General features: G+C 68.5%; 25 protein-coding genes. 18 read left to right on the top strand and 7 right to left on the bottom strand.

Annotation, left to right across the window (positions count from 1 at the left end; all coding sequences use genetic code 11):
- Entirely contained in the window at nt 1-3,390 is a 3,390-nt protein-coding gene (locus tag PU630_RS14105; RefSeq protein WP_275277689.1) for a DUF499 family protein, read from the top strand.
- 68 nt (nt 3,391-3,458) lie between these two features.
- On the top strand, nt 3,459-5,477 hold the full coding sequence (locus tag PU630_RS14100) for an AAA family ATPase (RefSeq protein ID WP_275277688.1): 2,019 nt from the start codon (nt 3,459-3,461) through the stop codon (nt 5,475-5,477).
- Nucleotides 5,478-5,480: 3 nt separating this feature from the next.
- Here PU630_RS14100 and PU630_RS14095 read toward each other — a convergent pair whose 3' ends face one another.
- A complete protein-coding gene (locus tag PU630_RS14095; protein ID WP_275277687.1) occupies nt 5,481-5,696 on the bottom strand; it encodes a hypothetical protein in 216 nt (71 codons plus the stop codon).
- Nucleotides 5,697-5,789: 93 nt separating this feature from the next.
- Here PU630_RS14095 and PU630_RS14090 point away from each other — a divergent pair, with 93 nt between their 5' ends.
- The 4 genes from PU630_RS14090 (at nt 5,790) to PU630_RS14075 (ending at nt 8,897) form a co-directional block, all read left to right on the top strand.
- Nucleotides 5,790-6,053 carry a helix-turn-helix domain-containing protein gene (locus tag PU630_RS14090; protein WP_275277686.1) on the top strand — a complete coding sequence of 88 codons (264 nt, stop codon included), beginning with the start codon at nt 5,790-5,792 and terminating at the stop codon, nt 6,051-6,053.
- Nucleotides 6,054-6,151: 98 nt separating this feature from the next.
- The gene (locus PU630_RS14085; protein WP_275277685.1) at nt 6,152-6,562 is read left to right on the top strand and encodes a DUF4870 domain-containing protein; all 411 of its coding nucleotides are present in this window, start codon (nt 6,152-6,154) and stop codon (nt 6,560-6,562) included.
- A gap of 97 nt (nt 6,563-6,659) precedes the next feature.
- On the top strand, nt 6,660-8,048 hold the full coding sequence (locus PU630_RS14080; RefSeq protein WP_275277684.1) for a glycine--tRNA ligase: 1,389 nt from the start codon (nt 6,660-6,662) through the stop codon (nt 8,046-8,048).
- Between the two features lie 6 nt (nt 8,049-8,054).
- Nucleotides 8,055-8,897 carry an HAD family hydrolase gene (locus PU630_RS14075; RefSeq protein ID WP_275277683.1) on the top strand — a complete coding sequence of 281 codons (843 nt, stop codon included), beginning with the start codon at nt 8,055-8,057 and terminating at the stop codon, nt 8,895-8,897.
- Between the two features lie 183 nt (nt 8,898-9,080).
- Here PU630_RS14075 and PU630_RS14070 read toward each other — a convergent pair whose 3' ends face one another.
- Nucleotides 9,081-10,595 carry an FAD-dependent monooxygenase gene (locus PU630_RS14070; protein ID WP_275277682.1) on the bottom strand — a complete coding sequence of 505 codons (1,515 nt, stop codon included), beginning with the start codon at nt 10,593-10,595 and terminating at the stop codon, nt 9,081-9,083.
- A 67-nt stretch (nt 10,596-10,662) separates the two neighbouring features.
- Here PU630_RS14070 and PU630_RS14065 point away from each other — a divergent pair, with 67 nt between their 5' ends.
- Together PU630_RS14065 and PU630_RS14060 are read left to right on the top strand one after the other, a co-directional pair.
- Nucleotides 10,663-11,334 carry a TetR/AcrR family transcriptional regulator gene (locus tag PU630_RS14065; protein ID WP_275277681.1) on the top strand — a complete coding sequence of 224 codons (672 nt, stop codon included), beginning with the start codon at nt 10,663-10,665 and terminating at the stop codon, nt 11,332-11,334.
- 106 nt (nt 11,335-11,440) lie between these two features.
- Nucleotides 11,441-12,955 carry a fatty acyl-CoA synthetase gene (locus tag PU630_RS14060; protein WP_275277680.1) on the top strand — a complete coding sequence of 505 codons (1,515 nt, stop codon included), beginning with the start codon at nt 11,441-11,443 and terminating at the stop codon, nt 12,953-12,955.
- A gap of 312 nt (nt 12,956-13,267) precedes the next feature.
- On the opposite strand, the gene PU630_RS14055 is transcribed toward PU630_RS14060, so the two are convergent.
- Nucleotides 13,268-14,107, bottom strand: coding sequence for a universal stress protein (locus PU630_RS14055; RefSeq protein ID WP_275277679.1), 840 nt, complete (start codon nt 14,105-14,107; stop codon nt 13,268-13,270).
- An 81-nt stretch (nt 14,108-14,188) separates the two neighbouring features.
- Nucleotides 14,189-14,767 carry an HhH-GPD-type base excision DNA repair protein gene (locus PU630_RS14050; protein WP_275277678.1) on the bottom strand — a complete coding sequence of 193 codons (579 nt, stop codon included), beginning with the start codon at nt 14,765-14,767 and terminating at the stop codon, nt 14,189-14,191.
- A 69-nt stretch (nt 14,768-14,836) separates the two neighbouring features.
- On the opposite strand from PU630_RS14050, the gene PU630_RS14045 reads away from it, so the two are divergent.
- The 10 genes from PU630_RS14045 to PU630_RS14000 all read left to right on the top strand — a co-directional run bounded on the left by PU630_RS14045 (nt 14,837) and on the right by PU630_RS14000 (nt 21,728).
- Entirely contained in the window at nt 14,837-16,291 is a 1,455-nt protein-coding gene (locus PU630_RS14045) for a protoporphyrinogen/coproporphyrinogen oxidase (RefSeq protein ID WP_275277677.1), read from the top strand.
- 99 nt (nt 16,292-16,390) lie between these two features.
- Entirely contained in the window at nt 16,391-16,753 is a 363-nt protein-coding gene (locus PU630_RS14040) for a hypothetical protein (protein ID WP_275277676.1), read from the top strand.
- Between the two features lie 4 nt (nt 16,754-16,757).
- Entirely contained in the window at nt 16,758-17,159 is a 402-nt protein-coding gene (locus PU630_RS14035) for a phage holin family protein (RefSeq protein ID WP_275277675.1), read from the top strand.
- Nucleotides 17,149-17,430 carry a hypothetical protein gene (locus PU630_RS14030; RefSeq protein WP_275277674.1) on the top strand — a complete coding sequence of 94 codons (282 nt, stop codon included), beginning with the start codon at nt 17,149-17,151 and terminating at the stop codon, nt 17,428-17,430. The genes PU630_RS14035 and PU630_RS14030 overlap by 11 nt, the downstream gene beginning before the upstream one ends.
- A 203-nt stretch (nt 17,431-17,633) precedes the next feature.
- On the top strand, nt 17,634-18,443 hold the full coding sequence (locus PU630_RS14025; RefSeq protein ID WP_275277673.1) for a uroporphyrinogen-III synthase: 810 nt from the start codon (nt 17,634-17,636) through the stop codon (nt 18,441-18,443).
- A gap of 299 nt (nt 18,444-18,742) precedes the next feature.
- A complete protein-coding gene (gene cofD, locus PU630_RS14020) occupies nt 18,743-19,696 on the top strand; it encodes a 2-phospho-L-lactate transferase (protein ID WP_275277672.1) in 954 nt (317 codons plus the stop codon).
- Between the two features lie 68 nt (nt 19,697-19,764).
- Entirely contained in the window at nt 19,765-20,184 is a 420-nt protein-coding gene (locus PU630_RS14015) for a YbaB/EbfC family nucleoid-associated protein (protein WP_275277671.1), read from the top strand.
- A complete protein-coding gene (locus PU630_RS14010; protein ID WP_275277670.1) occupies nt 20,181-20,498 on the top strand; it encodes a hypothetical protein in 318 nt (105 codons plus the stop codon). Before PU630_RS14015 ends, PU630_RS14010 begins: the two co-directional genes overlap by 4 nt.
- Entirely contained in the window at nt 20,498-21,373 is an 876-nt protein-coding gene (locus tag PU630_RS14005) for a WXG100 family type VII secretion target (RefSeq protein ID WP_275277669.1), read from the top strand. The genes PU630_RS14010 and PU630_RS14005 overlap by 1 nt, the downstream gene beginning before the upstream one ends.
- Nucleotides 21,366-21,728 carry a YbaB/EbfC family nucleoid-associated protein gene (locus PU630_RS14000; protein WP_275277668.1) on the top strand — a complete coding sequence of 121 codons (363 nt, stop codon included), beginning with the start codon at nt 21,366-21,368 and terminating at the stop codon, nt 21,726-21,728. The genes PU630_RS14005 and PU630_RS14000 overlap by 8 nt, the downstream gene beginning before the upstream one ends.
- 4 nt (nt 21,729-21,732) lie before the next feature.
- Here PU630_RS14000 and PU630_RS13995 read toward each other — a convergent pair whose 3' ends face one another.
- The 3 genes from PU630_RS13995 to cofC are packed head-to-tail and all read right to left on the bottom strand — an operon-like array spanning nt 21,733 to nt 23,623.
- Complete coding sequence (locus PU630_RS13995) at nt 21,733-22,680, bottom strand: hypothetical protein (protein WP_275277667.1); 948 nt, start codon at nt 22,678-22,680, stop codon at nt 21,733-21,735.
- Nucleotides 22,680-22,967 (bottom strand): WXG100 family type VII secretion target, encoded by a 288-nt coding sequence (locus PU630_RS13990; protein ID WP_275277666.1) that lies wholly within the window; start codon nt 22,965-22,967, stop codon nt 22,680-22,682. Before PU630_RS13990 ends, PU630_RS13995 begins: the two co-directional genes overlap by 1 nt.
- A complete protein-coding gene (cofC, locus tag PU630_RS13985; protein WP_275277665.1) occupies nt 22,964-23,623 on the bottom strand; it encodes a 2-phospho-L-lactate guanylyltransferase in 660 nt (219 codons plus the stop codon). Before cofC ends, PU630_RS13990 begins: the two co-directional genes overlap by 4 nt.
- Nucleotides 23,624-23,705 lie beyond the last annotated feature (82 nt).

The raw sequence follows: 23,705 nt of genomic DNA, 5'->3' as shown, positions 1-23,705 counted from the left end.
ATGGCGATGAACAACCGTGACCGCGTGGGCAAGGCCTTCGACCTGTTGTCGGAGGGACTGCTTGATTCCGTCGATGAAGTGATGACCGCCGCCTACGGCACGTCGGATTGGCCCGCCGCGTGGGCGCAAGAAGACGCTCAGCGACGGGGTGGGCCCGCCCGAACGTTTACGAAGCACGATGTCCAGGTGCAGCTTCGCGCGATCACCGAGCAGGGCTACCGTTTCAAGGACGTGCTGTCGCGTGCGCAACAGGGTTTCGGCTCCGAACTGCGCGAGACGCGAAATTTGTGGGCGCACAACGAGCCGTTCAGTTCTGATGACGCGGCGCGCGCGCTCGACACGATCGAGCGACTGCTCCATGCCGTCGGCGCGGTCGACTCCGCTGAGGACGTCCGCAAGCTCCGCGTCGACCTGCAGCGCACCGTCTTCGAGGATCAGACGCGCAAGCAGGTCAAGCGGACGACAGTGACCCTCGACCCGGGTTCGGGTCTGCGGCCCTGGCGCGAGGTGATCCGCCCGCACGACGATGTGGCACGCGGCGAGTTCACGGCATCCGAGTTCGCTGCCGACCTGCATCTCGTGCGAACAGGTCAGGCGACGAGCCCCGAGTATGGCGACCCGGTCGAGTTCTTCACCCGTACGTACCTCACGGAAGGTCTGCGGGATCTGCTGTCGCGCGCGCTCCGACGCGTGGGCGGCGGAGACGGCAACGCGAGCCCGGTCGTCAACCTGCAGACCAACTTCGGTGGCGGCAAGACGCACTCGATGCTCGCTCTCTACCACCTCTTCAGCGGCACACCCGCGAAGGACTTTCCGCAGGAGCTGCAGGAGCTCATCGCCGAGACGGGGAACCCCGACCTTGCGACGCTGGGCGTGAAGCGCGTCGCGCTCGTCGGCACGTACTTGAAGGCGGGATCGCCGCTGATTAAGGACGACGGGACCGAGGTGCGTACGCTCTGGGGCGAACTCGCCTGGCAGCTCGGCGGCCGCGAAGCGTACGACCTCATCGCTGAAGACGACCGCGCCGGGACGAACCCAGGCGAAGCCTTGCGGACGCTGATCGCGAAGTACTCGCCGGCGCTGATCCTGATCGACGAATGGGTCGCCTACGCGCGGCAGCTGGTCACAGACAAGGAGCTTCCGTCTGGTTCGTTCGAGACGCAGTTCACGTTCGCGCAGTCCCTGACCGAAGTCGTCCGATCGGTGCCCGGCGCGATGCTCGTCGTCTCGATCCCAGCATCCGACACCGGCGAAGCGGGCAGCGGAAGCGATATCGAGATCGGTGGCGCAAACGGCCAGCTCGCGCTGGAACGACTGCAGAACGTGATCCGCCGCGTAGCCGACCAGTGGCGGCCGTCGAGTAAGGACGAGTCCTTCGAAATCGTCCGCCGCCGGCTCTTCCAGGCACCGAACGCTGAGGGTCTGACCACGATCTCCGCCGTTGCGCGTAGCTTCGTCACTCTGTACCGGAGCAACACTGCACTGTTCCCACGGGATGCCGCAGCCCCAAGCGACGACTACGAACAGCGCATCCGGGCTTCGTACCCGCTGCACCCTGAGCTGCTGGACCGCCTGTACGAGGACTGGTCCACGCTGGAGCGGTTCCAGCGCACTCGCGGCGTGCTCAAGCTCGTGTCGTCGATCGTGCACGAACTGTGGGCATCCAACGACACGTCCCCGCTGATCCTCCCCGGCAACGTCCCGCTGGAGGCGACGACCGTCAACACGGACCTCACCCAGTACCTCGAGGACCAGTGGAAGCCGATCATCGACTCTGACATCGACGGCCCTGGGTCGATGGCGCAGCAGATCGATCTGGATCGCCCCAACTTGGGGCAGCGGTTCGTGACGCAGCGGATCGCGCGAACGATCTTTATGGGCGCTGCCCCACGAATCAAAGCGTCGCGGAAGGGCCTCGACAAGCAGTACGTCTGGCTCGGCACCGCCATCCCAGGCGATACCCTCGGGAACTTCGGCAGCGCGATCGAGTTGCTCGCGCAGAGGTCGACGTACTTCTACGAGGAGCAGGGCCACTACTGGTTCGACACGCAGCCGTCGGTGACGAAGACCGCGAACGACTATGCCGAGCGACTCCGCGAGGACGTCGAAACTGTGTGGAACGAGATCACCGAACGACTCCGCAGCGAAGAACGGGCGCGCGGCGTGTTCGATCGAGTGCACGTCGCGCCGGCATCCAACGCCGACATCCCCGACCTCGAAGACGCGCGCCTGGTGATCGTCCACCCGCGCCACTCGCGGCGGAAGTCCGACGGCGCCAACTCCTCAGCCCACCAGTGGGTGCGCGACGCGATCGAGACCAAGGGCGCCAGCCAGCGCGTGCACCGCAACACTCTCGTGTTCCTGGTGGCCGATAAGAGCGAGCTGGAGAGCCTGGAGGCCGCCGCGCGCAGCTACCTCGCGTGGAAACGCGTGCAGGCGACCAGCGAGAGCCTCAACCTGTCGGTGCAGCAGCGAAAGCAGACCGACGACTGGGTCACGCGCCTGGATCGGACCGTCTCGGACCGCATCCGCGACACCTTCGTGTGGGCGGTCTACCCCGAACAATTCGACGCCACCAAGCCGTTCGAGCTGATCGCGGACAAGGTGCCCGACTCGAGCGGCCGCTCCCTCGCCGAGCGCGTCGCCGCAAAGCTGTCCCGCGACGATCAGCTCGTCACCGAGCTTGGAGCGCCGATCCTCGGAGCGACCCTCCACCAGGAGCTCGGGCAGCTGTGGCGCGACAAGGGCGAGATCAGCGTCGGCGAACTGTGGGGCTACTTCACTCGTTACGTCTATCTGCCCCGACTCGTTCGCCGCGAGACCCTCGACTCCGCGATCGAGCGCTCGCTGAACTCCGTGCTCGTCGACGGCGAGAAGTTCGCGATCGCGACGGCGAAGGACGCCGAGTCCGGTCGCTACCGCGGACTGATCGTTCCGCCGGCGCACACCGCCGCGCTCCAGGTGACAGACAGCACGCTCCTCGTGGACTGGAACACGGCAGATGAGCAGGTGTCCGCCGATCGTGCCGCTGCCGCTCGAGAAGCCGCCCGGCGCGCAGCAGAGGAGGGCGCCGCAGAGATCGGCCCAGTGGACATCGTCCTGATCGATGACGACGGAGACGGGGAGGGATCGAGCGAAGAGAGCTTCGCGCCGCGACCCCCGAGCCGCTACTTCGGCTCCGTGAAGGTCGATCCCGACCGGTACTCGCGCGACATCGGAAACGTGACTCGCGAGATCATCGACCGCCTCGCCGGCGCCGGCGCCAAGCTCGAGATCACCATCGACATCCAGGCCAGCAAGGGAGACGGCTTCGACGAGGGCGAGGTGCGCACGATCTCCGAGAACGCGCGCGTTCTCAAGTTCGACCCGAGCTCCGGTTTCGAGAGTTGACCGCGCAAGCCGCAAATGGCGCATGAGCTGTGCGTCGAACCAATATCAGAACGGAAGGAGCCTCGGGGATGAGGATCGAATCAGCAGTTGTAACCAACTATCGCTGCATCGTCGATAGCGGAGAGTTCGGCGTTGAAGCGGACAAGACAATCCTGGTCGGGATCAACGAGGCAGGTAAGACAGCGCTGCTGAAAGCGATCCAGCTCGTCAGCCCGACCCCAGACACCCCCGACATCGACTGGCTATTTGATGCACCAGCACCGATGGTTGACGACATCCGACGTGGGAATCTGGAGCGCGCGGAGATGGCAGTCGCGAAGGTCGTTCTGACGCCCGATTCAACCGACCTCGAGGGACTTGCTCTCGCGAACAGCACCGAAGTCCGGTTTGAGATGACGGTATGGCTCAGCGGCAAGCGCACATACCGCGTCACGGGGCTGCCGCCTTCGCCCTCGCTCGGGGACGTTGACAAGAGCATCGTTCGGCTCACGAGTGCGATGTCGAAGCAATCGAGCGAGGACGCGAAAGCGGCCGCGCAGACACTGACTGCCTGGCGGGCAGATCGGAGCCAAAGCGATCGGATCAGTGGAGAGATCGCAGATGAACTCCGCAGCCACCTCGATGCGCTCCTGCCGCTGTTCGCGGACGGTTCTGCCGCCGAGGGCTACTGGGATGCGCTGGACTCGGTCGTCAAAGAGGCGACGGGACGGGACGCTGTTGGCAAGCACCTTCTGTCCAAGTTGCCACCGTTCGTCTACTTCTCCTCGTACTTCTCTGTGCGTCCACGCATACACCTGAATCGCCTTGCGGAGCGTGAGGAATCCGGCGAGATTGACCTCGACTACGACTTCGGCAACCTCCAGCTACTGAAGTTCCTCGGATTCACAGCTCGCGAGCTGTCGGACATGGACTCGGACGCTCCTGAGAAGGGCGTCAATTATGACAGCGATGTTCAGGAGCAGGAGCGATACAAGGCCGCACTTGCCGCGCATGAACGTAAGCTCACCGAACGCAAGCGTGCGCTGCAGACGGCTGGTGCTCGCCTTACAGCTGATATTCGTCGCGTGTGGAACGACGACTCGCTGACGCTCCGACTCGACGTCGACGGGCAATACCTTCAAACGCTCGTCGAGGATGAGCTCGGCATTCCCGTCGAACTCGACCAGCGCAGCGAAGGCTTCCGTTGGCTCGTATCGTTCTTCGTCGTCTTCCATGCGCAGGCAAAGGACGATCTCCGGAACGCAGTCCTGCTCCTCGATGAGCCGGGCCTCAGCCTTCACGCGCTCAAACAGCAAGAGTTCCGCAAGACCGTGTCCGCCTTGGCGGAGGGGAACCAGATCATCTATACGACGCACTCCCCCTTTATGGTGGGGGCGGACGAGCTGGACCTCGTCCGGGTGGTCGAGATGGTAGACCGCAAGGTCGGGACTAAAGTTCATACTCGCCTTGCGGTCGACGATCCAAAGTCCATCTACCCGCTTCAGGCTGCACTCGGCTACGACCTCGCGCAGAGCATGTTCACACACCAGCGAAACCTGGTCGTGGAAGGCATCACCGACCTTCTCATCATCGAGGCGCTGAACTCCGCGTTCTCCTCGGACGGCGGACCGGCACTGGACAGCGACATCGCAATTGTTCCGGCCGGAAGCGCAAGCAAGGTCGTCTACTACAGCACGATTCTCACCAGCCAGAGCCTCAAAGTGGCAGCTCTCCTGGACTCGGATTCGGCTGGCGATCAGGCTGCTGAGCAGGAAGCGCTCTGGCAGCTACTGAGCGCGAAGAGGATCCTGAGAACCGGAGACCACATCTCCGGCGTGCAGCGCGCTGAGATCGAGGATCTGCTGCGGCAGACACTGGCTGAGGTCGCCCGCGACGAACTCGGATGGGACAGCCTCGCGACGGTACAGCAGCAACCCGCTCGCCCTCTCATGGAGATCCTCGTCGCCGAGCATCCTGGAGCTTCCAAGTGGAAACTCGCTCGCGCATTCGCGAGATGGTTGAGCGCGAATGGAACTGCAGCACTTGATGCATCGGAACGCGAAGCGTGGCGATCGCTCTCAACTGCCGTCAACAAGGCGCTCGGCTGACCGCTACGCGGCCAGATAGAACTGCCTTGGCGCGCTCGATTCACTGTCTCGTGAGACATCCGACTTGCGCATAAACGCCGGCTCGAGGAACCGCGAATCGATGCGTTCCGTCTCGGACTTGACCAAATCGAGCATGTCGTCGACAAGCCAGCGCGGAGTGAAGACCTCACCGTGGTCTGCCACGCGCTGGCGCGACTTCACGAGCTGTTCTTTGGGCACCCGTCGTTCCTCTCCACGCGCTGCTGTGGAGTGTACTAGTACCCGGGGACATGCACCCTGGTGCGATGTACCGGTGGCAAAGACCCTTGATGAGTGCCCCGAGTCGCCTCTGCCGCCGCCGAACACATCGGCGCCCAGATCGTCGGGGCTCGAACGCGCCGCAAGATGACCCAGGACCAGCTGGCTGCGGCCACGGGCATCGACTCGTCGAACATCCGCAGCTACGAGGGTGGGCGGGCGACCCCTAGCATCCACACGCTCATCCGCATCGCGACCGCCCTCGATGTCGAGCCGGGCTCACTGCTCGACGGGCTCACGCTCGCGCATTTCAGCGCGAGCGGCCGACGCGCGAGCTGACGCAGACATCATCGACGACCTGCGCGAAGAGCGGCTGTGACCCCGAGCGGAACCCCCACCCTGGCGCCCGCGCACAGGAAACCCTAAGATAAGGCGCCATGACGACTCCGCCGATTCCTCCGCAGCAGCCCCCGGTGCCTCCGCAGCAGCCGCCGCAGGGTCCCTACGGCCAGGCGCCGCAGCCCATGAACCCCGCCGATGAGAAGCTCTGGGCGACGCTCATCCACATCGGCGGCATCTTCTTCGAGTTCATCCCGGCGCTGATCGGCTACCTGGTGCTCAAAGACCGAGGGCCGTTCATCAACGGTCACGCGAAGACGGCGCTGAACTTTCAGCTCACGCTGCTGATCGCCGAGATCGTGGGATGGATCACTGCCGTCTTCATCATCGGCTTCATCATCCTTGCCGCGGTCTACATCGTGCGCATCATCTTCTCGATCATCGCCGCGGTGAAGGCCAACCAGGGGCAGTTCTACATGTACCCGCTGTCGATCCCGTTCATCAAGTGAGCGCGACGGGGTCTCCCAGCCCCCGTCGATAGAATCGAGGATGCCGCTGCATGCGGCATCCTCTTCTCTTTCTCCCCTTGCGACCATTGGAGCCACCATGGCCGAGCCTTCCCGTCTCGACAAAGTCATCGCCCTCGCCCGCCACCGCGGGTTCGTGTTCCAGGCCGGTGAGATCTACGGCGGCTCGCGCTCGGCATGGGACTACGGCCCCCTGGGTACGGAGCTCAAGGAGAACATCCGTCGGCAGTGGTGGCAGACGTTCGTGCGCGGCCGCGGTGACATGGTGGGTCTCGACTCGTCGGTGGTCCTGCCCAAGCGTGTGTGGGAGGCCTCGGGCCACCTCGCGACGTTCACCGACCCGCTCGTCGAGTGCCTGCAGTGCCACAAGCGCTTCCGCGCCGACACGCTGATCGAAGACTTCGAAGCGCGCAAGGGCCGCAAGGCCGAGAACGGCCTGGCCGACATCCCCTGCCCGAACTGCGGCACGAAGGGCAAGTACACCGAGCCGCGCGAGTTCTCGGGCCTCATGAAGACGTACCTCGGCGTCGTCGAAGACGAGTCGGGCCTGAACTACCTGCGCCCCGAGACCGCGCAGGGTATCTTCATCAACTTCGCGAACGTCGTGCAGGCCTCGCGCAAGAAGCCGCCGTTCGGCGTCGGCCAGGTCGGCAAGGCGTTCCGCAACGAGATCACGCCGGGCAACTTCATCTTCCGCACCCGCGAGTTCGAGCAGATGGAGATCGAGTACTTCGTGCCGCCGGCCGATGCGCAGGAGTGGTTCGAGCACTGGGTCGAGGAGTGCTGGGGCTGGTTCACCGACCTGGGTCTGAACCCCGACAACATGCAGCGCCTCGACGTGCCGAAGGAAGACCGGGCGCACTACTCCGACGGCACCATCGACATCGAGTACCGCTTCGGCTTCGCCGGCAAGGAGTGGGGCGAGCTCATGGGCGTCGCCAACCGCACCGACTTCGACCTCACTAACCACACGGAGGCGTCGGGTCAGTCGCTCAGCTACTTCGACCAGGCGTCGGGCCAGAAGTACATCCCGTACGTCATCGAGCCGTCGTTCGGCCTCACCCGCGCGATGATGGCCTTCCTCGTCGACGCGTACCGTGAAGAAGAGGCCCCCAACGCCAAGGGCGGCACCGACACCCGCACGGTCCTGGGTCTTGACCCGCGCCTGGCGCCGGTCAAGGTCGCGGTGCTGCCGCTCTCGCGCAACGAGAAGCTCTCGCCGCTGGCCCGTCAGCTCGCCGACACCCTGCGCGCCCGCGGCTGGAACACCGACTTCGACGACGCCGGCGCCATCGGCCGCCGCTACCGCCGCCAAGACGAGATCGGCACCCCGCTGTGCGTCACGGTCGACTTCGACTCGCTCGACGACGACGCGGTGACCGTGCGCGACCGCGACACCATGGCGCAGGAGCGCGTGCCGCTCGCGAACGTCGAGCAGTACCTGGCCGAGCGGCTGAAGGGCGCGTAGCGGAGGGTGGATGCCGCGGCCGCCCTGTACGTCAGCGACCTCGACTTCACGCTGCTGCGCAGCGACGCGACGCTGAGTGCGCGGACCGTCGAGGTCCTGAACAGGCTGGTCGCCGACGGCGTGCCGTTCACCTACGCGACGGCCCGGTCGTACCTTTCGTCACGCCGCGTGACGGCCGCGCTCGACCTCGCCCTGCCGCTCGTGACCTACGGCGGCACGGTGATCGCCGATCCGCACGACGGCGCGCCGCTGCACGTCGAGGGCATGCCGCCCGAGGTCGTCACGACGATCTTGGATGCCGCACGCGACGTCGGCATCGAGCCGATCGTCTATGCGATGGAGGGCGGGCGCGACCGTGTGCGCTGGCATGCGGAGTCGAGCTCGAGCGGGGTTCGTTGGTACGTCGCGCACCGCGAGGGCGACCCGAGGCTGGCGCCGCTGCGCTCGTGGAACGATGTGGATGCGGCATCCATCTTCTACATCACGCTGATCGACACGCGTGAGCGGCTCGAAGCGCTGCGCACCGACCTGGCCGAGGCGCTCGCCGGGTGCGCGCACTTTCTCTCCCTCGACGGATACATGAACGAGCACTGGCTCGAGATCCACGCGGACACCGGAACCAAAGCGCGCGCCGTGCGGCGGCTCGCGGGTTCGCTGAGCGTGGAGCGCATCGTCGCCTTCGGCGACAACCACAACGACGTGCCGCTGTTCGAGGTTGCCGACGAGACCTGCGCGGTCGCGAACGCGGTGCCCGAGCTGCGGGCGATCGCGACGCACGTGATCGGCGCGAACGACGCCGACGGCGTCGCGGACTGGCTCGCCGCGCGCTTCGCGCCGGTCGTGGGGTAACGGCGCCGGTCACAGATGACGGCTTTTCCGCGCAGAATCGGTAATCCGTGACGACGGAATGAGCGGGGTGGATGCCGCGGCCCGCGCACACTACGGGACGAGTGGATGCTGCGGGCCGCGGCATCCACTCTCCGGCGTCTAGGGCGCGGTGCCCGCGGCCGGAGGCATGCCTCCGGCGTGCACTCAGTGCACCGGGACCGGCACGCCGAGAGCGGCGAGCGCGTCGTGCAGCCCGGCCGTGTCAGACGCCTCGCCGGCCCAGGCGATCACGCCGTCGGGACGGACCACCGTGACGGCGGCGGGAGCGGCATCGGTCACGAACGTGCACACGTCGATGTCGAGAGCCACGCCGGGTCGAACCGCCACGACGACCTGCCCGTCCGCGGACGCATCGAACAGCGAGCCGCCCTCGGCGCCGGGCCAATCATCGGCGAGCGTGCCGGCCGGTCCGTCGTCATTCGCGTAGCTGACCACGTCGCCGCTGATCACCCGAACCATCTCGGTGGCCCCGTCGGGCGTGTCCATGAGCGTGCGGAAGAGCCGTGCCGCTGCCCGCGAGCGTTCGTCAGTGCGCATGAGCCCTACCTGCGCGCGGCTGTACTCGATGATGCGCTCGGCCTCGGGGCGGCGCTCACGCGCGTAGTCGTCGAACACCGCCTCCGGCAGTCGGCCTGCCACGACTCCGGCCAGGCGCCAGCCGAGTGCAACGGCGTCGAGCATCCCCAGCGAGAGCCCCTGCCCGCCGAACGGGGGGTGCACGTGAGCCGCGTCGCCCGCCAGCAGCACGCGTCCGCGGCGATAGCTGCCGGCGATGCGCGTGTTGTCAGTGAAGCGGGTGGCCGACATCACGGCAGTGACCGTCGCGTCGACACCGGTGACGCGGCGCAGCGACCCGGTCAGCTCGTCTGCGGTGATCTCGGCGTCGCGATCGACGGGCGCGCCGTCGAACTCCGCGGTGAGGATCAGGTTGTTCGGGATGCGGCGGAACACCCCGGTCGGCGACACCGTCCAGCCGATCGGGATGTCGTCGAGTCCGTCGCCGGCCACGAGCATCTGGTAACCGGTCATGATGCCGTCGAGTCCGGGGAAGGCGAACCCCGCGCTCTTGCGCACGGCGCTGCGGCCTCCGTCGGCGCCGACGACCCAGTCGGCTTCGACGTCACCGGCGTCGGTGAGCACGCGCACACTCTGGTCGTTCTGGCTGACGCCGGTCACGTGGATGCCGCGGCGCACCTCGACGCCGCGTTCGGCCAGCCGCTGCTCGAGCAGTTGCTGGATCTGTTGCTGGCTGATCATCGCCGGCGGGGTTGAGTGGGTAAGGCGCTCTGGGCGGGGCAGGTCCGGTCCGATGAGCATGCCGGCCACATGGCCCACGAAGCGCGGGCGCGCGGCCTGCGGGTGCGCGGCCTGCGCGGACGCGGCCCGAGCCCCGGTCGAGCCGGATCGCCGCTCACCGGGCGAACCTGCGCCCGCGCCCGCAGGCGTGCCGCGACTCGGTGCGCCGAAAGCGCCGGCGTCGAGCGCAACGCCGCGGCGACGCAGCGTGTCGGCGGCGCGCCCGTTCAGGGAACCCGCCTTGATCGTCGGATCGATGGCGCCGGCCCGCTCGAGCACGATCGGCTGCACACCGGCAAGCGACAGCTCGTGGGCGAGCATGAGCCCGACCGGCCCACCTCCGACGATGACCACATCGTTCATGATGAGAACCCTTCTGAATTATGTGCGACCTAAATTAGGTGGAACCTAAGTCTGATACGCTTTCGCCATGGCGTCAAGCACCGATTCGCCGCGGGCAGCGGGGGAGCCCTCGCCTGCCAAACAGCTCCGGCGCAAACGGATCTCCGACGCAGCGACCGTCCTCTTCTCTGAGCGGGGATTCGACGGCACGTCCATCGCCGACATCGCCGCGGCCGCAGGCGTCTCGAAGATGACCGTGACCAACCACTTCGCCCTCAAAGAAGACCTGGTCTTCGATGAGTTCGACCAGCAGCTGCGCGACATCCGCGCGAGCCTCGAGCCCGCGGCATCCCTCACCGATGCCATGGCCGCGATCGAAGAGCATTGCATCGCGGGCGAGCGCAGCGGCGGAGCGGCCCGGGCACTCGCCGCTCCCGACGGCGCGTGGCAGGGGTTCGCCCGGCTCGTGTTGGCCAGCCGCACGCTCACCCAGCGCTTCCATGCGCACTACGTCGATGTGGGCGATGTGATCGCGGGCGCGCTCGCGCCGACGGTGGGCGAGCGCGACACCGCGGTCGCCGCCTGGCTGCTCGCCGAGACTGTGCACCTCGTCGACTGGTGGCCGTTCGACGCGGTGCGTCGGGAGATGTCGACGGCGCAGATCCGTCGCGGGCGCGCGGAGATGCGCGCCCGGGCGTTCGCGGCGCTGCGCGGCGGGCTCCAGGGGTTCCCAGCGGGCGTGCCGGGCTCTGACGATTGAGCGCGCACTCAGTCGTCACAGATTGCGGTTTTTCCGCGCGGAGACGGTAATCCGTGACGACCGAAGGGGCGGGGTGGATGCCGCGGCCCGCCAGTAGGCTTCAGGCATGAACCCCCGCGCCGACAGCGTCGACGGCGTCCTCCGCCGCAGCGCCGCACGTACTCCTGACCGCACCGCCCTGACCTTCGAAGACCGGGCCTGGACCTACCGCGAGCTCGATGACGCCGTCTCACGAACGGCGGCCTGGCTGCAGGCGAAAGGCGCGGCCAGCGGCGACCGCGTCGCTGCGTACGGAACGAACTCCGACGCGTACCTCATCGCGTTCCTCGCGTGCGCCCGCGCCGGGCTCGTGCATGTGCCGATCAACTACGCGCTGCGCGGCGCCGAGCTGCAGTACCTGCTCGAGACCGCGGGTGCGCGGCTGGTGCTCGTGGATCCGGCGCTGGCCGAGGCATCCGCCCCCGTCTGCGCCGCGCTGGGCATCGACGACGTCGTGCCGCTGCGCGGGGGCGAGGGGTCGCTCCTCGAGGCGGCGACCGACGGACCCGTCCCGGTCTTCGTCGACGCCGCCGACGGGAGCGAGCTGGTGCAGCTGCTGTTCACCTCGGGCACGACCTCGAAGCCCAAGGGCGCGATGATGAGCCACCACGCGCTGGTGAGCGAGTACGTCTCGTGCGTCATCGCGCTGGACCTCGCCACCGACGACAAGCCACTCGTCTGCATGCCGCTGTACCACTCGGCGGCGATGCACGTGTTCATGATGCCGTACCTGTCGATCGGCGCCAGCGTCACGCTGCTGGGAGCCCCCGTCGTCCCGGAGATCCTCGAGCGGGTCGAGTCCGAGCGGATCGGGTCGTTGTTCCTCGCGCCGACGGTCTGGGTCCCACTCGCGAACCACCCTGACCTCGAGACCCGCGACCTGTCGTCGTTGACGAAGGCGCAGTACGGGGCGTCCATCATGCCGGTGACGGTGCTGCAGCGCCTGCGCGGACGCTACCCCGACCTCGCCTTCTACAACTGCTTCGGGCAGTCCGAGGTCGCACCTCTCGCCACCGTGCTGCGCCCCGAAGAGCACGAAGAGCGACCCGCCTCGTGCGGACGACCGGTCTTCTTCGTGGAGGCGCGGGTGGTGGATGCCGCGGGCCAGGATGTGCCCGACGGCGAACCCGGCGAGGTGCTCTACCGTTCGCCGCAGCTGTGCGACGGGTATTGGAACGACCCGGAGGCCTCCGCCGAGGCGTTCCGCGACGGATGGTTCCACTCCGGCGACCTCGTCACGCGCGACGCCGAGGGCTTCATCACCGTGGTCGACCGGATCAAAGACGTGATCAACACGGGCGGCATCCTGGTCGCTTCGCGCGAGGTCGAAGACGCTCTCTACACGCACGACGCGGTCGCCGAAGTCGCGGTGGTCGGCATGCCCGACGAGCGCTGGATCGAGGCGATCACGGCCTTCGTCGTGCGCCGCGATGGTGTCGAGGTCGCGCCCGACGAGCTGATCGCGCACGTGAAGGGCATGCTCGCGCCGTTCAAGGTGCCCAAGCAGGTCGAGTTCATCGACGAGCTGCCGCGCAACCAGAGCGGCAAGCTGCTCAAGCGCGAGCTGCGCGCGCGGGGCTGAGCGAAGGACGCCGTGGCTGCGAGGGATTCGCAGGATGCACCCGAGAGCTCAGCCACATGCCCGAAAACGGCATTGAACCTCCCGTTCACACAGCCCGCCGGCGTCCCTCGCAGGGCACCGGCCGCGGCAGCGGGCACCATTCGGCTGTGTGAACGGGAGGTTCACTACGCAAATGGAGAGTGCCGGGAGCAGAGACACGGCGGGAATCCGCGACGTCGCGCGAAGGCGGCGAGACGTCGAAGTGTTGATGAGGCACGTCAGCTGGTCGAGAGCATCCTCGAGCGGCGGCGGTCGCCGCGGCATCCACCCCGCTCAGCGCACGATCGCGGTGACCGTACCCAACCGCGCGAGCACTTCGTGGCTGATCGAGCCCAGCAGCAGTCGGGCGAACGCGCCGCGGCCGTGGCTGCCGACGACGGCCAGGCGCGCGTCGTGCGCGAGCTCGGTGATGATCGTCGACGGATACCCGCACTCCACGCGCTCGACGATCTCGAGGTCGGGGTGCTCCTCACGCACCGAGGCGAGCGCGCCGCGCAGAATCTCGGCGGTGACTCCCTGCATGTCATCGAGATACGGCTCGGGGTAGCCGCTGAGCGGACCGGGGATCGGCATCGGAGTCCAGACGCTCAGCGCGGTCAGCGACTCGCCCAGCCGAACGGCTTCGATCGCCGCGAACCGCACGGCGGCTGCCGACACCTCTGAGCCGTCGGTGCCGACGAGCACGCCCGAGCGCCCCGACACATCGAAATCAGGCACGACCACCACGGGGCTCTTCGCGGCGGCACTGATCCGGATGCCGTGCGCTCCGCGCACCGATCCCGACCCCGGCCCCTTCGAATCGCTGCCGATCACGAGCAGCGTGGCACCCTCCGATGCCTCGACCAGCACGGCCACCGGGTTGCCCCGTTCGACGCGGACCGTGACATCCACTCCCGCCTCCTTCAGGCGTGCGGCGTGTGTGGCGAGCATCTGCTGGGCAGCTTCGTGCGCGGTCTGGGCGATGCTGTCTTCGCCGACCGCGCCCACGCCACCGCCGACGATGGTGACCAGCTCGACGCTCTGCCCGAGCGCCTTCGCATGCTGCTCCGCCCATGTCACGACCCGCTCTGACACGGGTGCGGCGGAAAGTCCGACCACGATCTTCTCGCTCATGACCTCGACCTCCTTGTGCCCAGGCTAGGGCACAGCGCGCTCCGACGGGAGGGGTGGATGCCGTGACAATCGGCGGCCGCGTCAGCCCTTCTTCGCCGCCCGCGCCGCCGCCTTCATCTCGCGCTTGAACTCGCGCACCCGTGCGAGGGTCTCCGGGCTCGTGATGTCGGCGACGCTGCGCAGCGTGCCCTCGTCGCCGTAGGGGGTGGATGCCGCGCGCCAGCCCTCGCCGTCGAAACCGCACTGCTTGCCCAGAAGAGCGAGGAAGATCTTCGCCTTCATCTCGCCGTACCCTGGCAGAGCCTTCAGCCGCTTCAACACCGTCGGCCCGTCGGGGTCTCCCTGCGTCCAGATCGCGCTCGCGTCGCCACCCCAGTCCTCGATGATCGCGCGGCACAGGTCTTGCACGCGCCCGGCCATCGACCCGGGGTACCTGTGCACGGCCGGTGTCTGCCGGAACAGAGCGATCAGCTCCTCCGGGTCGTAGTCGGCCAGAGTCGCGGCATCCACCGGCCCCACCCGCTGCTCGATCTTCAGCGGCCCCGCGAACGCCGTCTCCATCGCGATCTGCTGGTCGAGCAGCATCCCGATCAGCAGGGACAGCGGGTTGCGGGTGAGCAGGTCGTCGGCTGCGTCGTCGGCGGTGAGGTGCAGGGCCATGCCTCCAGTCTCGCAAGCGGGCGGCGCCCCGTCCAGGCGGCGCTGACGCAGGGATGGGACAATAGGCCCGTGGCCCCCGCAGATCCCGAATCCGTTCCGCTCGGCGAACTCGCCGGGCATGCCGCATCCATTCGCATCGCGGTGATCGGGGGAGGCGTCGCGGGCCTGGTCGCCGCCCTTGAGTGCGCGAAGGTCGGCACGCACGTCACTGTGTTCGAATCCTCCGACGCGCTCGGCGGCACTGCGCGCACGGTCGAGCTCGATGGCCTTCCGGTCGACATGGGCGTCGACAGCGTCACCCCGGCGCTCGACGACCGGTTGCGCGATCTGGGGCTTGCCGACGCACTGGTCGTGCCCGACACCGAGACCCGCTGGGTCGCGGGAGTGCCGGGTGTTGATGCCGCGCCCCTGCCTGACGACACGGTGCTGGGCATTCCCGAGAACATGTTCTCGGATCAGTGCCGGCGCATCCTCGGCACCGGCGGCGTGTGGCGCGCATACGCCGACCGGCTGCGGCCGCCGCTGACCATCGGGCATGAGCAGGACCTCGCCAAACTCGTGCGCACGCGCATGGGGCAGAAGGTGCTCGACCGACTCGTCGCTCCGCTGACGGCCGGCGTGTTCGGCACGACGCCCGATCGCATCGATGTCGATGTCGCTGCCCCCGGGCTCAACGCCGCGCTGACCCGCACCGGGTCGCTGTCGGGCGCCGTCGCCGCGGTGCGGACCGAGGGCGCGCACGTGCGTGGTCTCGTCGGGGGAGCCGGCCGTCTCGTCGACGCCTTGGCGCAGCGCTTGCAGCAGCGGGACGCCGAACTGCGCTGCGGCACGACCGTCGCCGCGCTCGAGCGCACCGGCGACGCCTGGGCCGTCGTGACCGCTGACGCCGAGCTGGACGCGAGCGACGAGGCGCCCGGCCCCGAGACCTTCGATGCCGTCGTCGTCGCATGCGACGAGGCCGGGGCGCGCCGCCTGCTCGCCGCCGTCGCGCCGGGAGTGTCGGCGGGTGCGGCGGGGGATGCCGTGGCCGCTGTCGAGACCGTCGCCCTGGTCGTCGACGCGCCCGAGCTGAACGACCGGCCCCGCGGCGCGGAGGTCGTGACCGTTCCCGGCACCCACCGAGCGCGCAGCGTGCTGCACCTCACCGCGAAGTGGGGCTGGCTCGCGCATCGCGCCGGCACCGGGCGTCACGTCGTGCGGCTGAGCTTCGACGCCGGCGTCACCGCCGGGATGGGCGACGACGAGGTGTTCGCGCTCGCGCGGGACGAGGCATCCGCCCTCTTTGGCATCACGCTCGATGCGTCGCAGGTGCGCGCGGCGCACCGCGCGCGGTTCATAGCGGCGCCGCCGCACGCGTTGCGCGGTCACGACGCCGCTGCCGACCACATCCGCCGCGCGATCGACGCGGTGCCCCACCTGACCGCGACCGGGTCGTGGCTGTCGGGCAGCGGCCTGGCGCAGGTGGTGCCCGACGCCGTGGCCGCCGCCGATCGCTTGCGTCGTCGAGCGCTGTTCGACAGCTGATCCGGCATTTCCACCGACATCATCGGCGAATTGTCAAGTGGATGCCCGAAACGGCATACGGCGTTACCCTGGGGTGAGGCAACGAGGTGAGGAGACCGGATGAGGGGCAAAGTCGGGCTGGTGATCGGACTCGCTGCGGGATACGTCCTGGGTACGCGCGCCGGCCGTGAGCGCTACGAGCAGATCAAGGAACAGGCCGAAAAGGTCTGGAACCTTCCCCCTGTGCAGAAGCAGGTCGACAAGGCCAAAGACCTCGGCAAGTCCGCGGCGATGGCGCTGCCGACCGCCTTGTGGAACGGCACGGTCAAGGTCGTGAAGGCGGCCTCTGAGCGCGGCACCGCGGGGGAGCGGCTGGACGCCGCGGTGGAAACGGGAAGAGATTCGGCCGAAGACATAGCGGCCGCCGCCGAGACCACGGCGGGCGAGGTCAAGGACGCCCTCCGCGACCGCGACGGGAGCTGAGCGCATGGCCCGCTTCCGTGATCGCGCCGATGACGGCTTTCTCTCCCTGATCGGTGAGCTGCCGGAGCTCATCCGCAATCTCGTGGTCGCCGAGATCGACGCGGCCAAGACGTGGGTGCGCCGATCGGCGAAGGATGCCGGGTTCGGCGCCGGCTGGATGGTCGTCGCCCTCTTCTTCTTGTTCTGGGCGATCCCGTCGCTCGGGGCGTTCTTCATCGCTGGGCTCTCGTCGTGGTGGCCGGTGTGGCTGTCGGCGCTCGTGGTGTTCGGGATCATGCTCGTCATCGCTGTGGTGTTCGCGCTGCTGGGCATCCTGCGCTTCCGCAAGCTGACCCAGCGAGAGAATCCGGGCAAGGCCGTCTCCCAAGACGTGAAGATCGTGAAGGATGTCGCCGATGAGTTCTGACAGCAGCCTGCCGCGCACGGTCGTCGACCTCGACATCGATGACCCGGTGCTCAAGGCCCGGGCCGAGCTGAAATCGGCCCTGGCGGCCATCGAAGAGAAGGCGAACGTGCCCAAGCGGGTGGCTCGCGCCACCGAGCGCGGCACCGCCCGAGCGCGGGTGTTCGCGCGCAAGAATCCCGCGCTGGCTGCGATTGCCGTGATCGGTGCTGCGGCGGCGGTCGGCGCCCTCGTCTGGGGTGCCGTCGCGCTGTACACGCGCCCGGGCCGCTGACCGCGACATCCACACCTCATACCCTGCTTTTGACAGCGCGGGGTATGCTCGGAGCTTAGGCAGTGGCAATGGTGCGAGTGCTGCCGACGGCGCGGACCCGAAACGCGCAGGATGCGTACCGGGTGCGGTGTCGCCCGTCGGTTGCTCGAACGTGGGGCGGCCGACGTCGTAGAAACCTCAGCCGACCCCCTGAACACCAGAACATGAACACAGCCGAAACCCTTCACGGTGCTACCACCGACAAACCGCTCAACGGATGGCGCGTTCTCGTGCCCCGCGGCGGTCCGTGGGGCGATGGCGTGGCCGCGAAGCTGCGCTCGCACGGAGCCGTGCCGGTCGTCGCGCCGCTCATCAACTTCGCACCCACCGAAGACGTCACCGCGCTCGAGGCGGCGCTCGCCGACCTCGCCGACGGCGCCTTCGATTGGCTCACGCTCACCAGCGCCACCACGGTGGACGTGCTGTACGCCTACCGGGCCGTCATCCCGGCGTCGACGAAGGTCGCTGCTGTCGGCGAGACCACGGCCGCCGCACTGACCGCGGTCGGCTACCGCGTCGACCTCGTGCCGGAGAAGGACAACTCCGCCGCCGGGATGGCCGACGAGCTCATCGCGCTCGAGCCCGAGCCGCGCCGCGTGCTTACGCTGCGCAGCGAGATCGCCAAGCCCGTGCTCACCAAGCGGCTCATCGCCGCGGGCCACGCTGTGCGCCAGGTGGTCGCCTACCGGACCGTCGGGGTGCCGGTGACTGAGCGCATTGCGCGCGACGTCGCCAACGGGCGCATCAACGCCATTCTCGTCACCAGCGGATCGGTCGCCGAGCAGGTCCGGCAGCAGTTCGAGCACATCCCAGACGACACCGTGATCGCGGCCATAGGCCCGCGCACCGCGAAAGATGCGCGCAAGGTGGGCCTGAGCGTCGACATCGTCGCGCGCAAGCAGACGGTCGACGATCTCATCGATGCCGTCTCACAGTTGCCGTTGCCGCACGCGTCCGACGAGTTCCACCTGTAGGTCGCGGGCCGCGGCAGCTATCGCCTTCCTAGTCTGCACGCACCCCTGCTCCCTTCACGCCGTCGCCCCTCGCCCGAGGCGAGGGGAATGGCCGAGGCGAGGGGCGTTTCGGCGTGATCAGTCCTCGCTTCGGCAGATCCCCTCGCCCGAGGCGAGGGCGGGTCGCGGGAGCCGTCGCGGGCAAGGACGGGTGGTCGCAGGGGCCGGCTGTTCGCGGGCAAGTGTCGGCGACGGGGAGTGGATGCTGCGCGTTGCGGGGCCGCAGGAGAGTGGATGCCGCGGCCCGATAGCCTGGAGACGTGACATCCCTTCGCGTCGTCGTGCTCGCCGGCGGTGTCGGCGGCGCCAAGTTCACCCTCGGGGTGCGCGCCGCCCTCGCGCGCGCCCAGGCTCCGGAAGCGACGGTGGTGGTCAATACCGGCGACGACCTCTGGCTGTCGGGCGTGCGCCTGCAGCCCGACATCGACTCGGTGCTCTATGCGCTCGCCGGGCAGAACGACACCGTGCGCGGCTGGGGGAGAACCGGCGACACGGAGCGGGTGAACGCCGAGTTGCAGGCCTGGGGTGCCGGCTGGCCGTGGTTCACCCTGGGCGACCTCGACCTGGGAACGCACCTGGCCCGCACCGGCTGGCTGCGCGAGGGCCTGTCGGTCAGCCAGGTGGTCGAGCGCCTTTCGCAGCGCTGGCCCCTCGGCGCGCACCTGGTGCCCATGACCGACACCGAGGTCGACACGCACGTGGTCACCGATGCCGGGCGGATGCACTTTCAGGAGTGGTGGACGCGTCACCGTGCGACCATCGCGCCGCGCGCGTTCGAGAACCCCGGTATCGAGGCAGCCGTTCCCGCGCCCGGGGTGCTCGAGGCGATCGCCGCCGCCGACCTCGTGCTGCTGGCACCCTCGAATCCCGTCGTGTCGATCGGGCCGATCCTCGCGGTGCCGGGCATCCGCGAGGCCGTTCAGGCGGCGAAGCGCGTCGTCGGTGTCTCGGGAATCATCGGTGGCAAGGTCGTGCGCGGCATGGCGGACGTGTGCTTGACCGCGATCGGTGTCGAGACACGCTCCGACGCGGTGGCGGCGCACTACGGCGCGCGCGCCGAGGGCGGCCTGCTCGACGCCTGGGTGATGGCCGAGGAGGACGCCGCTCTCGCGCCCGCGGTGCAGGGCTGCGGCATCCATCCGGTCGTCGCTCCGCTGTGGATGAACGACGCCGCCGCGAGCGAGGGTGTCGCGCAGGCGGCGTTGGACGCGTAAGCCTGTCACACGGCGGCGTCTTCTCATAGGGTGGTCAGGGGAATCCGACACGAGCACGAGGGACGGGCATGGAATCTGCGGCGGACATACTCGTGGCGATCGGTGCGCAATTGCAACGCGCGCAAGAGATCTCGACGGTCGCCGAACGGCTGTCGGACGAGCTCGCCGGCCTGCGCGGGGTCGGTGAGACGGATGACGGCGAGGCCGCCGTCACGGTCGACCACAACGGGCTGATCGTCGACGTCGCGCTCTCCGATGCCGCCCTGACCGAGGGCGGGCCGCACGCGGCGTCCCTGGTGATGCAGGCGATGAGTCGCGCCATTGAAGACGTACAGCGGAAGGGGCAGCCGCTGCGCGACGCGGTGCTGCAGCCGCACGCGAGTCCGCCGATGCGCACCGATCTGGGTGAGAAGCTCGACGAGCTCTACGACCGCATCGAGCAGATCGATCGCCGCCTGCGCGGGGAAGAGACGGAGGAAGACCGATGACCGAACTCGATGTGCAGATCTCGGCGCTCGAGGCCCATGCGAACGCGATCGAGAGCATCGGCGAGCGTATCGACGAGGTGTCGAAGGCCGCGCTGACCTCGATCTCGCTGGACGGCGCCGCGTTCGGACTCGCCTGCTCGTTCCTCGTACCGGTCGTCGCCACGATGCAGGCGGGAGCACTCGCCGGCATCGTCGCACTGGGCGCGGCGGTGAAGGCCGAGGGGAAGGCCGTTGCGGCAGCAGCCACAACCTACAGCACGGCCGATGACGGCCTCGCGGATCAGATCGCCGCAGCCGACGCGGCGGAGGCCTGATGAGCGGCCTGGTCGCAGCACCGGAGTACGAGGGCGTCTCCGGAAAGGCTCTGCTCGACGCCACGCCCGCCGCGGGCAACATAGCCTCGGCGGCGGAAGACTTCGGCAATGGCAACATCGGATCCGGCATCATCGACGTCGCCGGCGGTGTGCTCGACACGGTGGGTCTCATCGCCAATCCGATCGCCGCCCTCGCCGGATCGTGTGCCTCGTTTCTGATGGATCACATCGGGCCGCTGCATCGGGCGCTCGAATCGGTGACCGGCAGCCCCGAGATGGTGCGCGCATTGTCCGAGACCTGGGACAACCTCGCAGAGGCACTGAACGAGATCGCCGACGACCATCGCGCCGCGGCGAACCGTCTGGTTCCCGATTGGGCCGGCGACGCCGCCCGGTCGTACGGGCTGACAGCGGAGCGGCTCGAGCAGGTGATAGCGACCATCGGCACCTCTTGCCACAACGTCGCCCTCGGCTTCCGCGTCGCGGCGACGATCGTCGAGATCGTCTACGAGATCGTCAAGGGCATCATCGCGGACCTCGTGGGCATGCTCATTCAGGCGGTGGCGGAAGCACTGGCCACCCTCGGGATCGGCATTCCCTTCATCGCGGGCCAGTGCGCCCAGCGCATCGCGCAGCGGGTTCCGCAAGTCATGCGGTGGGTCGAGAAGGTCCAGGACGCGATGCGGACCGTCAACCGGGTGGTGGGCCAGCTGACCCAGTTCGGGCACATTTTCGAGGGCCGCGTCGACGTGGTCGCTGAATCGCTCGGCAGGGTGGTGACGGTGCCCATGAACATCGACATCGCCGCCGTCGACATCCCCGCGATCGTACAGGCAGGCAACAGCAGCTACAAGGACAACTGGACTGATGACTGAGGAACGTGACGCAGCCGAACAGATCGTGCGCATCGAAGGCATGCGACAGGCCATCGCGTCGTCCGGCGGGGTCGCGCGATCGGCTGACGGCTCTGTGCGCGTGCGGGTCGGGCCGGGCGGCCTGCTCGAGCAGCTCGAGATCTCTCCGCGTGCTGTCACCTTGGGGCCGCGGGCAGTGTCGAAGCTGATCGTGGACACGCTGCGCGAAGCGCTTGTCGCTTTGGAGCAGAACGTCGTGTCGGCCGTCGCCGAGGCGGATGCGGGGGCCGCCGGCACCCAGACCCTCGCCGAATTCCGGCGGGGGCTCTCCGGTCCGCTCACCGCGCTCGGCGGCGGCGACAGTCAGACCCGGTGAGCGCTCAGGCGGACGGCGGCTGATCCCCACCCAGCGTGGAGGCGACGGTCGGGATGCCGAGATTCGATCTCCCGTGCAGGTCGATGCGAACGCCGCCGATGCCCGGCCGCTGTGGCGCGGCATCATCGGACGGCGCGGTCCAGATCTCCACTTCGTCCCGCCGACTCAAGGTCACGGACCACTTCGCCTGCGGCGTCTGTTCCCAGGTGATCTTCGCCAGGCCGGAACCCCGCCAATCGCGTTCGACGAGTCGCTCGGAGAGAACGAGCGCGTTTCCGTCGGGCGCATAGGTGGGGGAGACCCCCGTGCCGGCGATGAGGGCGTCCGCACGGCCCCAGCAGGAGTGTGGAACGCGGGCGACGAGCGCTGCGAGGAAGTTCGCGCGCGTCGCGATGCTCGGGACATCACCGATCGGATCTCCGTAACAGAGGATCACGCCGGCGCGGATGACCACCGTGCACGAAGCCGGTGCTGTCTCGAGCGTCGCGATGAACGCCGGCGTGAGCAGCTCGGCGGCGAACGGCGCGACGAACCCCTCCACCGACCAGCGTGCACTGACGCCGCTCGGCAGGGGGAGCTGCGGAAGTCGGACCCCGTCGTCGTCGCGCAGCTGTGTGTCGACGATCCTCAGCTCGGGCAGCGACGCGGGCAGCGGCATCCACACGACCTCGGCCGACACGCGATCGCCGTAGGCCGTCGCCTGACGCGTCTTGCCGAGCGCGTAGCCGACGAGGTGGCCGCCGGTGAACGGCTGGCCGTCCACGGTGCCGTCGACGACTTCGCTCATGCCCGTCGGCCACACCGGGTGCCTGTCGTGCCGGCGCAGCACGGCCTCGCAGATCTCCTGGGCGGGCACCGGGGCGGCGTCGTGCCACGTCCAGCCGGCCGCCTCGGCCTGAGGACGCCCCGCACGCCGCGTCTCGGCGGCCTTCTTGTACTTTCCGCCGAACATCAGAAGGACTTCGCCAGTGTCGACTCCGTCTTGTGCATCGCACTGCCGCTGGTCTCAAGCACCTTCGCGTACGATGCGAGCCGCGCCTGCAGAGCGGCCATGTGGGTGCACCAGTCCTGCCGCATCCGCCGGTAGGACTCGAACGCCGCGCCGGTCCACTCCGTCTCGAGGCCGTCGAGCTTCTGGTCGAGCGTCGTGAGGATGCCATCGATGCGGGAAGCCGCCGACGACAGCTGGTCGGCCGCATCGGCGACCTGGGTGAAATCGATCGTGATCCGGTCGCTCATCGTCTGCCGTCCTTCTCCTCGGTCGGGGTGACTTCTTCCCCAGGGTAACGGTGCCTCGTGAGCGCCGTCGATCGCACGCCGAGTCCGAGGCGGGCCGCGGCCGCAAGCTGGTCGGGGGTGTCGACATCCCGACGCAGGGAAGGCCCGGCATCCAGCACGGTGCATCCCAGCTCGACGTGCCGGCGCAGCGAGTCAGCCCCGAACGCCGCAGCCCACGCCACACCGGCGCGCGCGGTGATCAGGGTCGACCCGGTGCCTTCGGCGTCGGGCACCACCGCGCGATCGAGCGCCGAAGCCCGCCGCAGCGCGTCGGCGAGGTCCACAGGGCGCAGCGCCGGCAGGTCACCGAGCATGGCCGCGCGATGACCCGGGCCGGCGGCATCCACCCCCGCCGCGATCGCCGCGTTCAGCCCTGTCGGCGCGGTCTCGTCGACCACCCGAGCGCCAAGGGCACGCGCCGCGGCGGCGACCTCGGCGTCGGCAGTGACCACGACCACCGCGCATGCCCGGGAGGCCGCCTCGATCGTGTCGAGCGCTATGGCGCGCGCCAGTGCTGCGCGATCGTCGACCCCGGTCAGGCGCGACTTGCCGTGCGCGGACGGCTTGACCGGGATGACGACGGCCCAGTCTGCGCAGAACTCAGCCGATCGTGGCACGTCGGGCCTCCGGACAGGCGAAACACCGCGCGCGGCGCACGGATCGACGGAGTTCTGAACAGGCCGCTGCCGGCCGTACCGC

The organism is Microbacterium horticulturae, from assembly GCF_029094505.1.
In the GTDB taxonomy this organism is placed as follows: domain Bacteria; phylum Actinomycetota; class Actinomycetes; order Actinomycetales; family Microbacteriaceae; genus Microbacterium; species Microbacterium horticulturae.
This window is presented reverse-complemented; position numbering and strand designations above follow the sequence as displayed.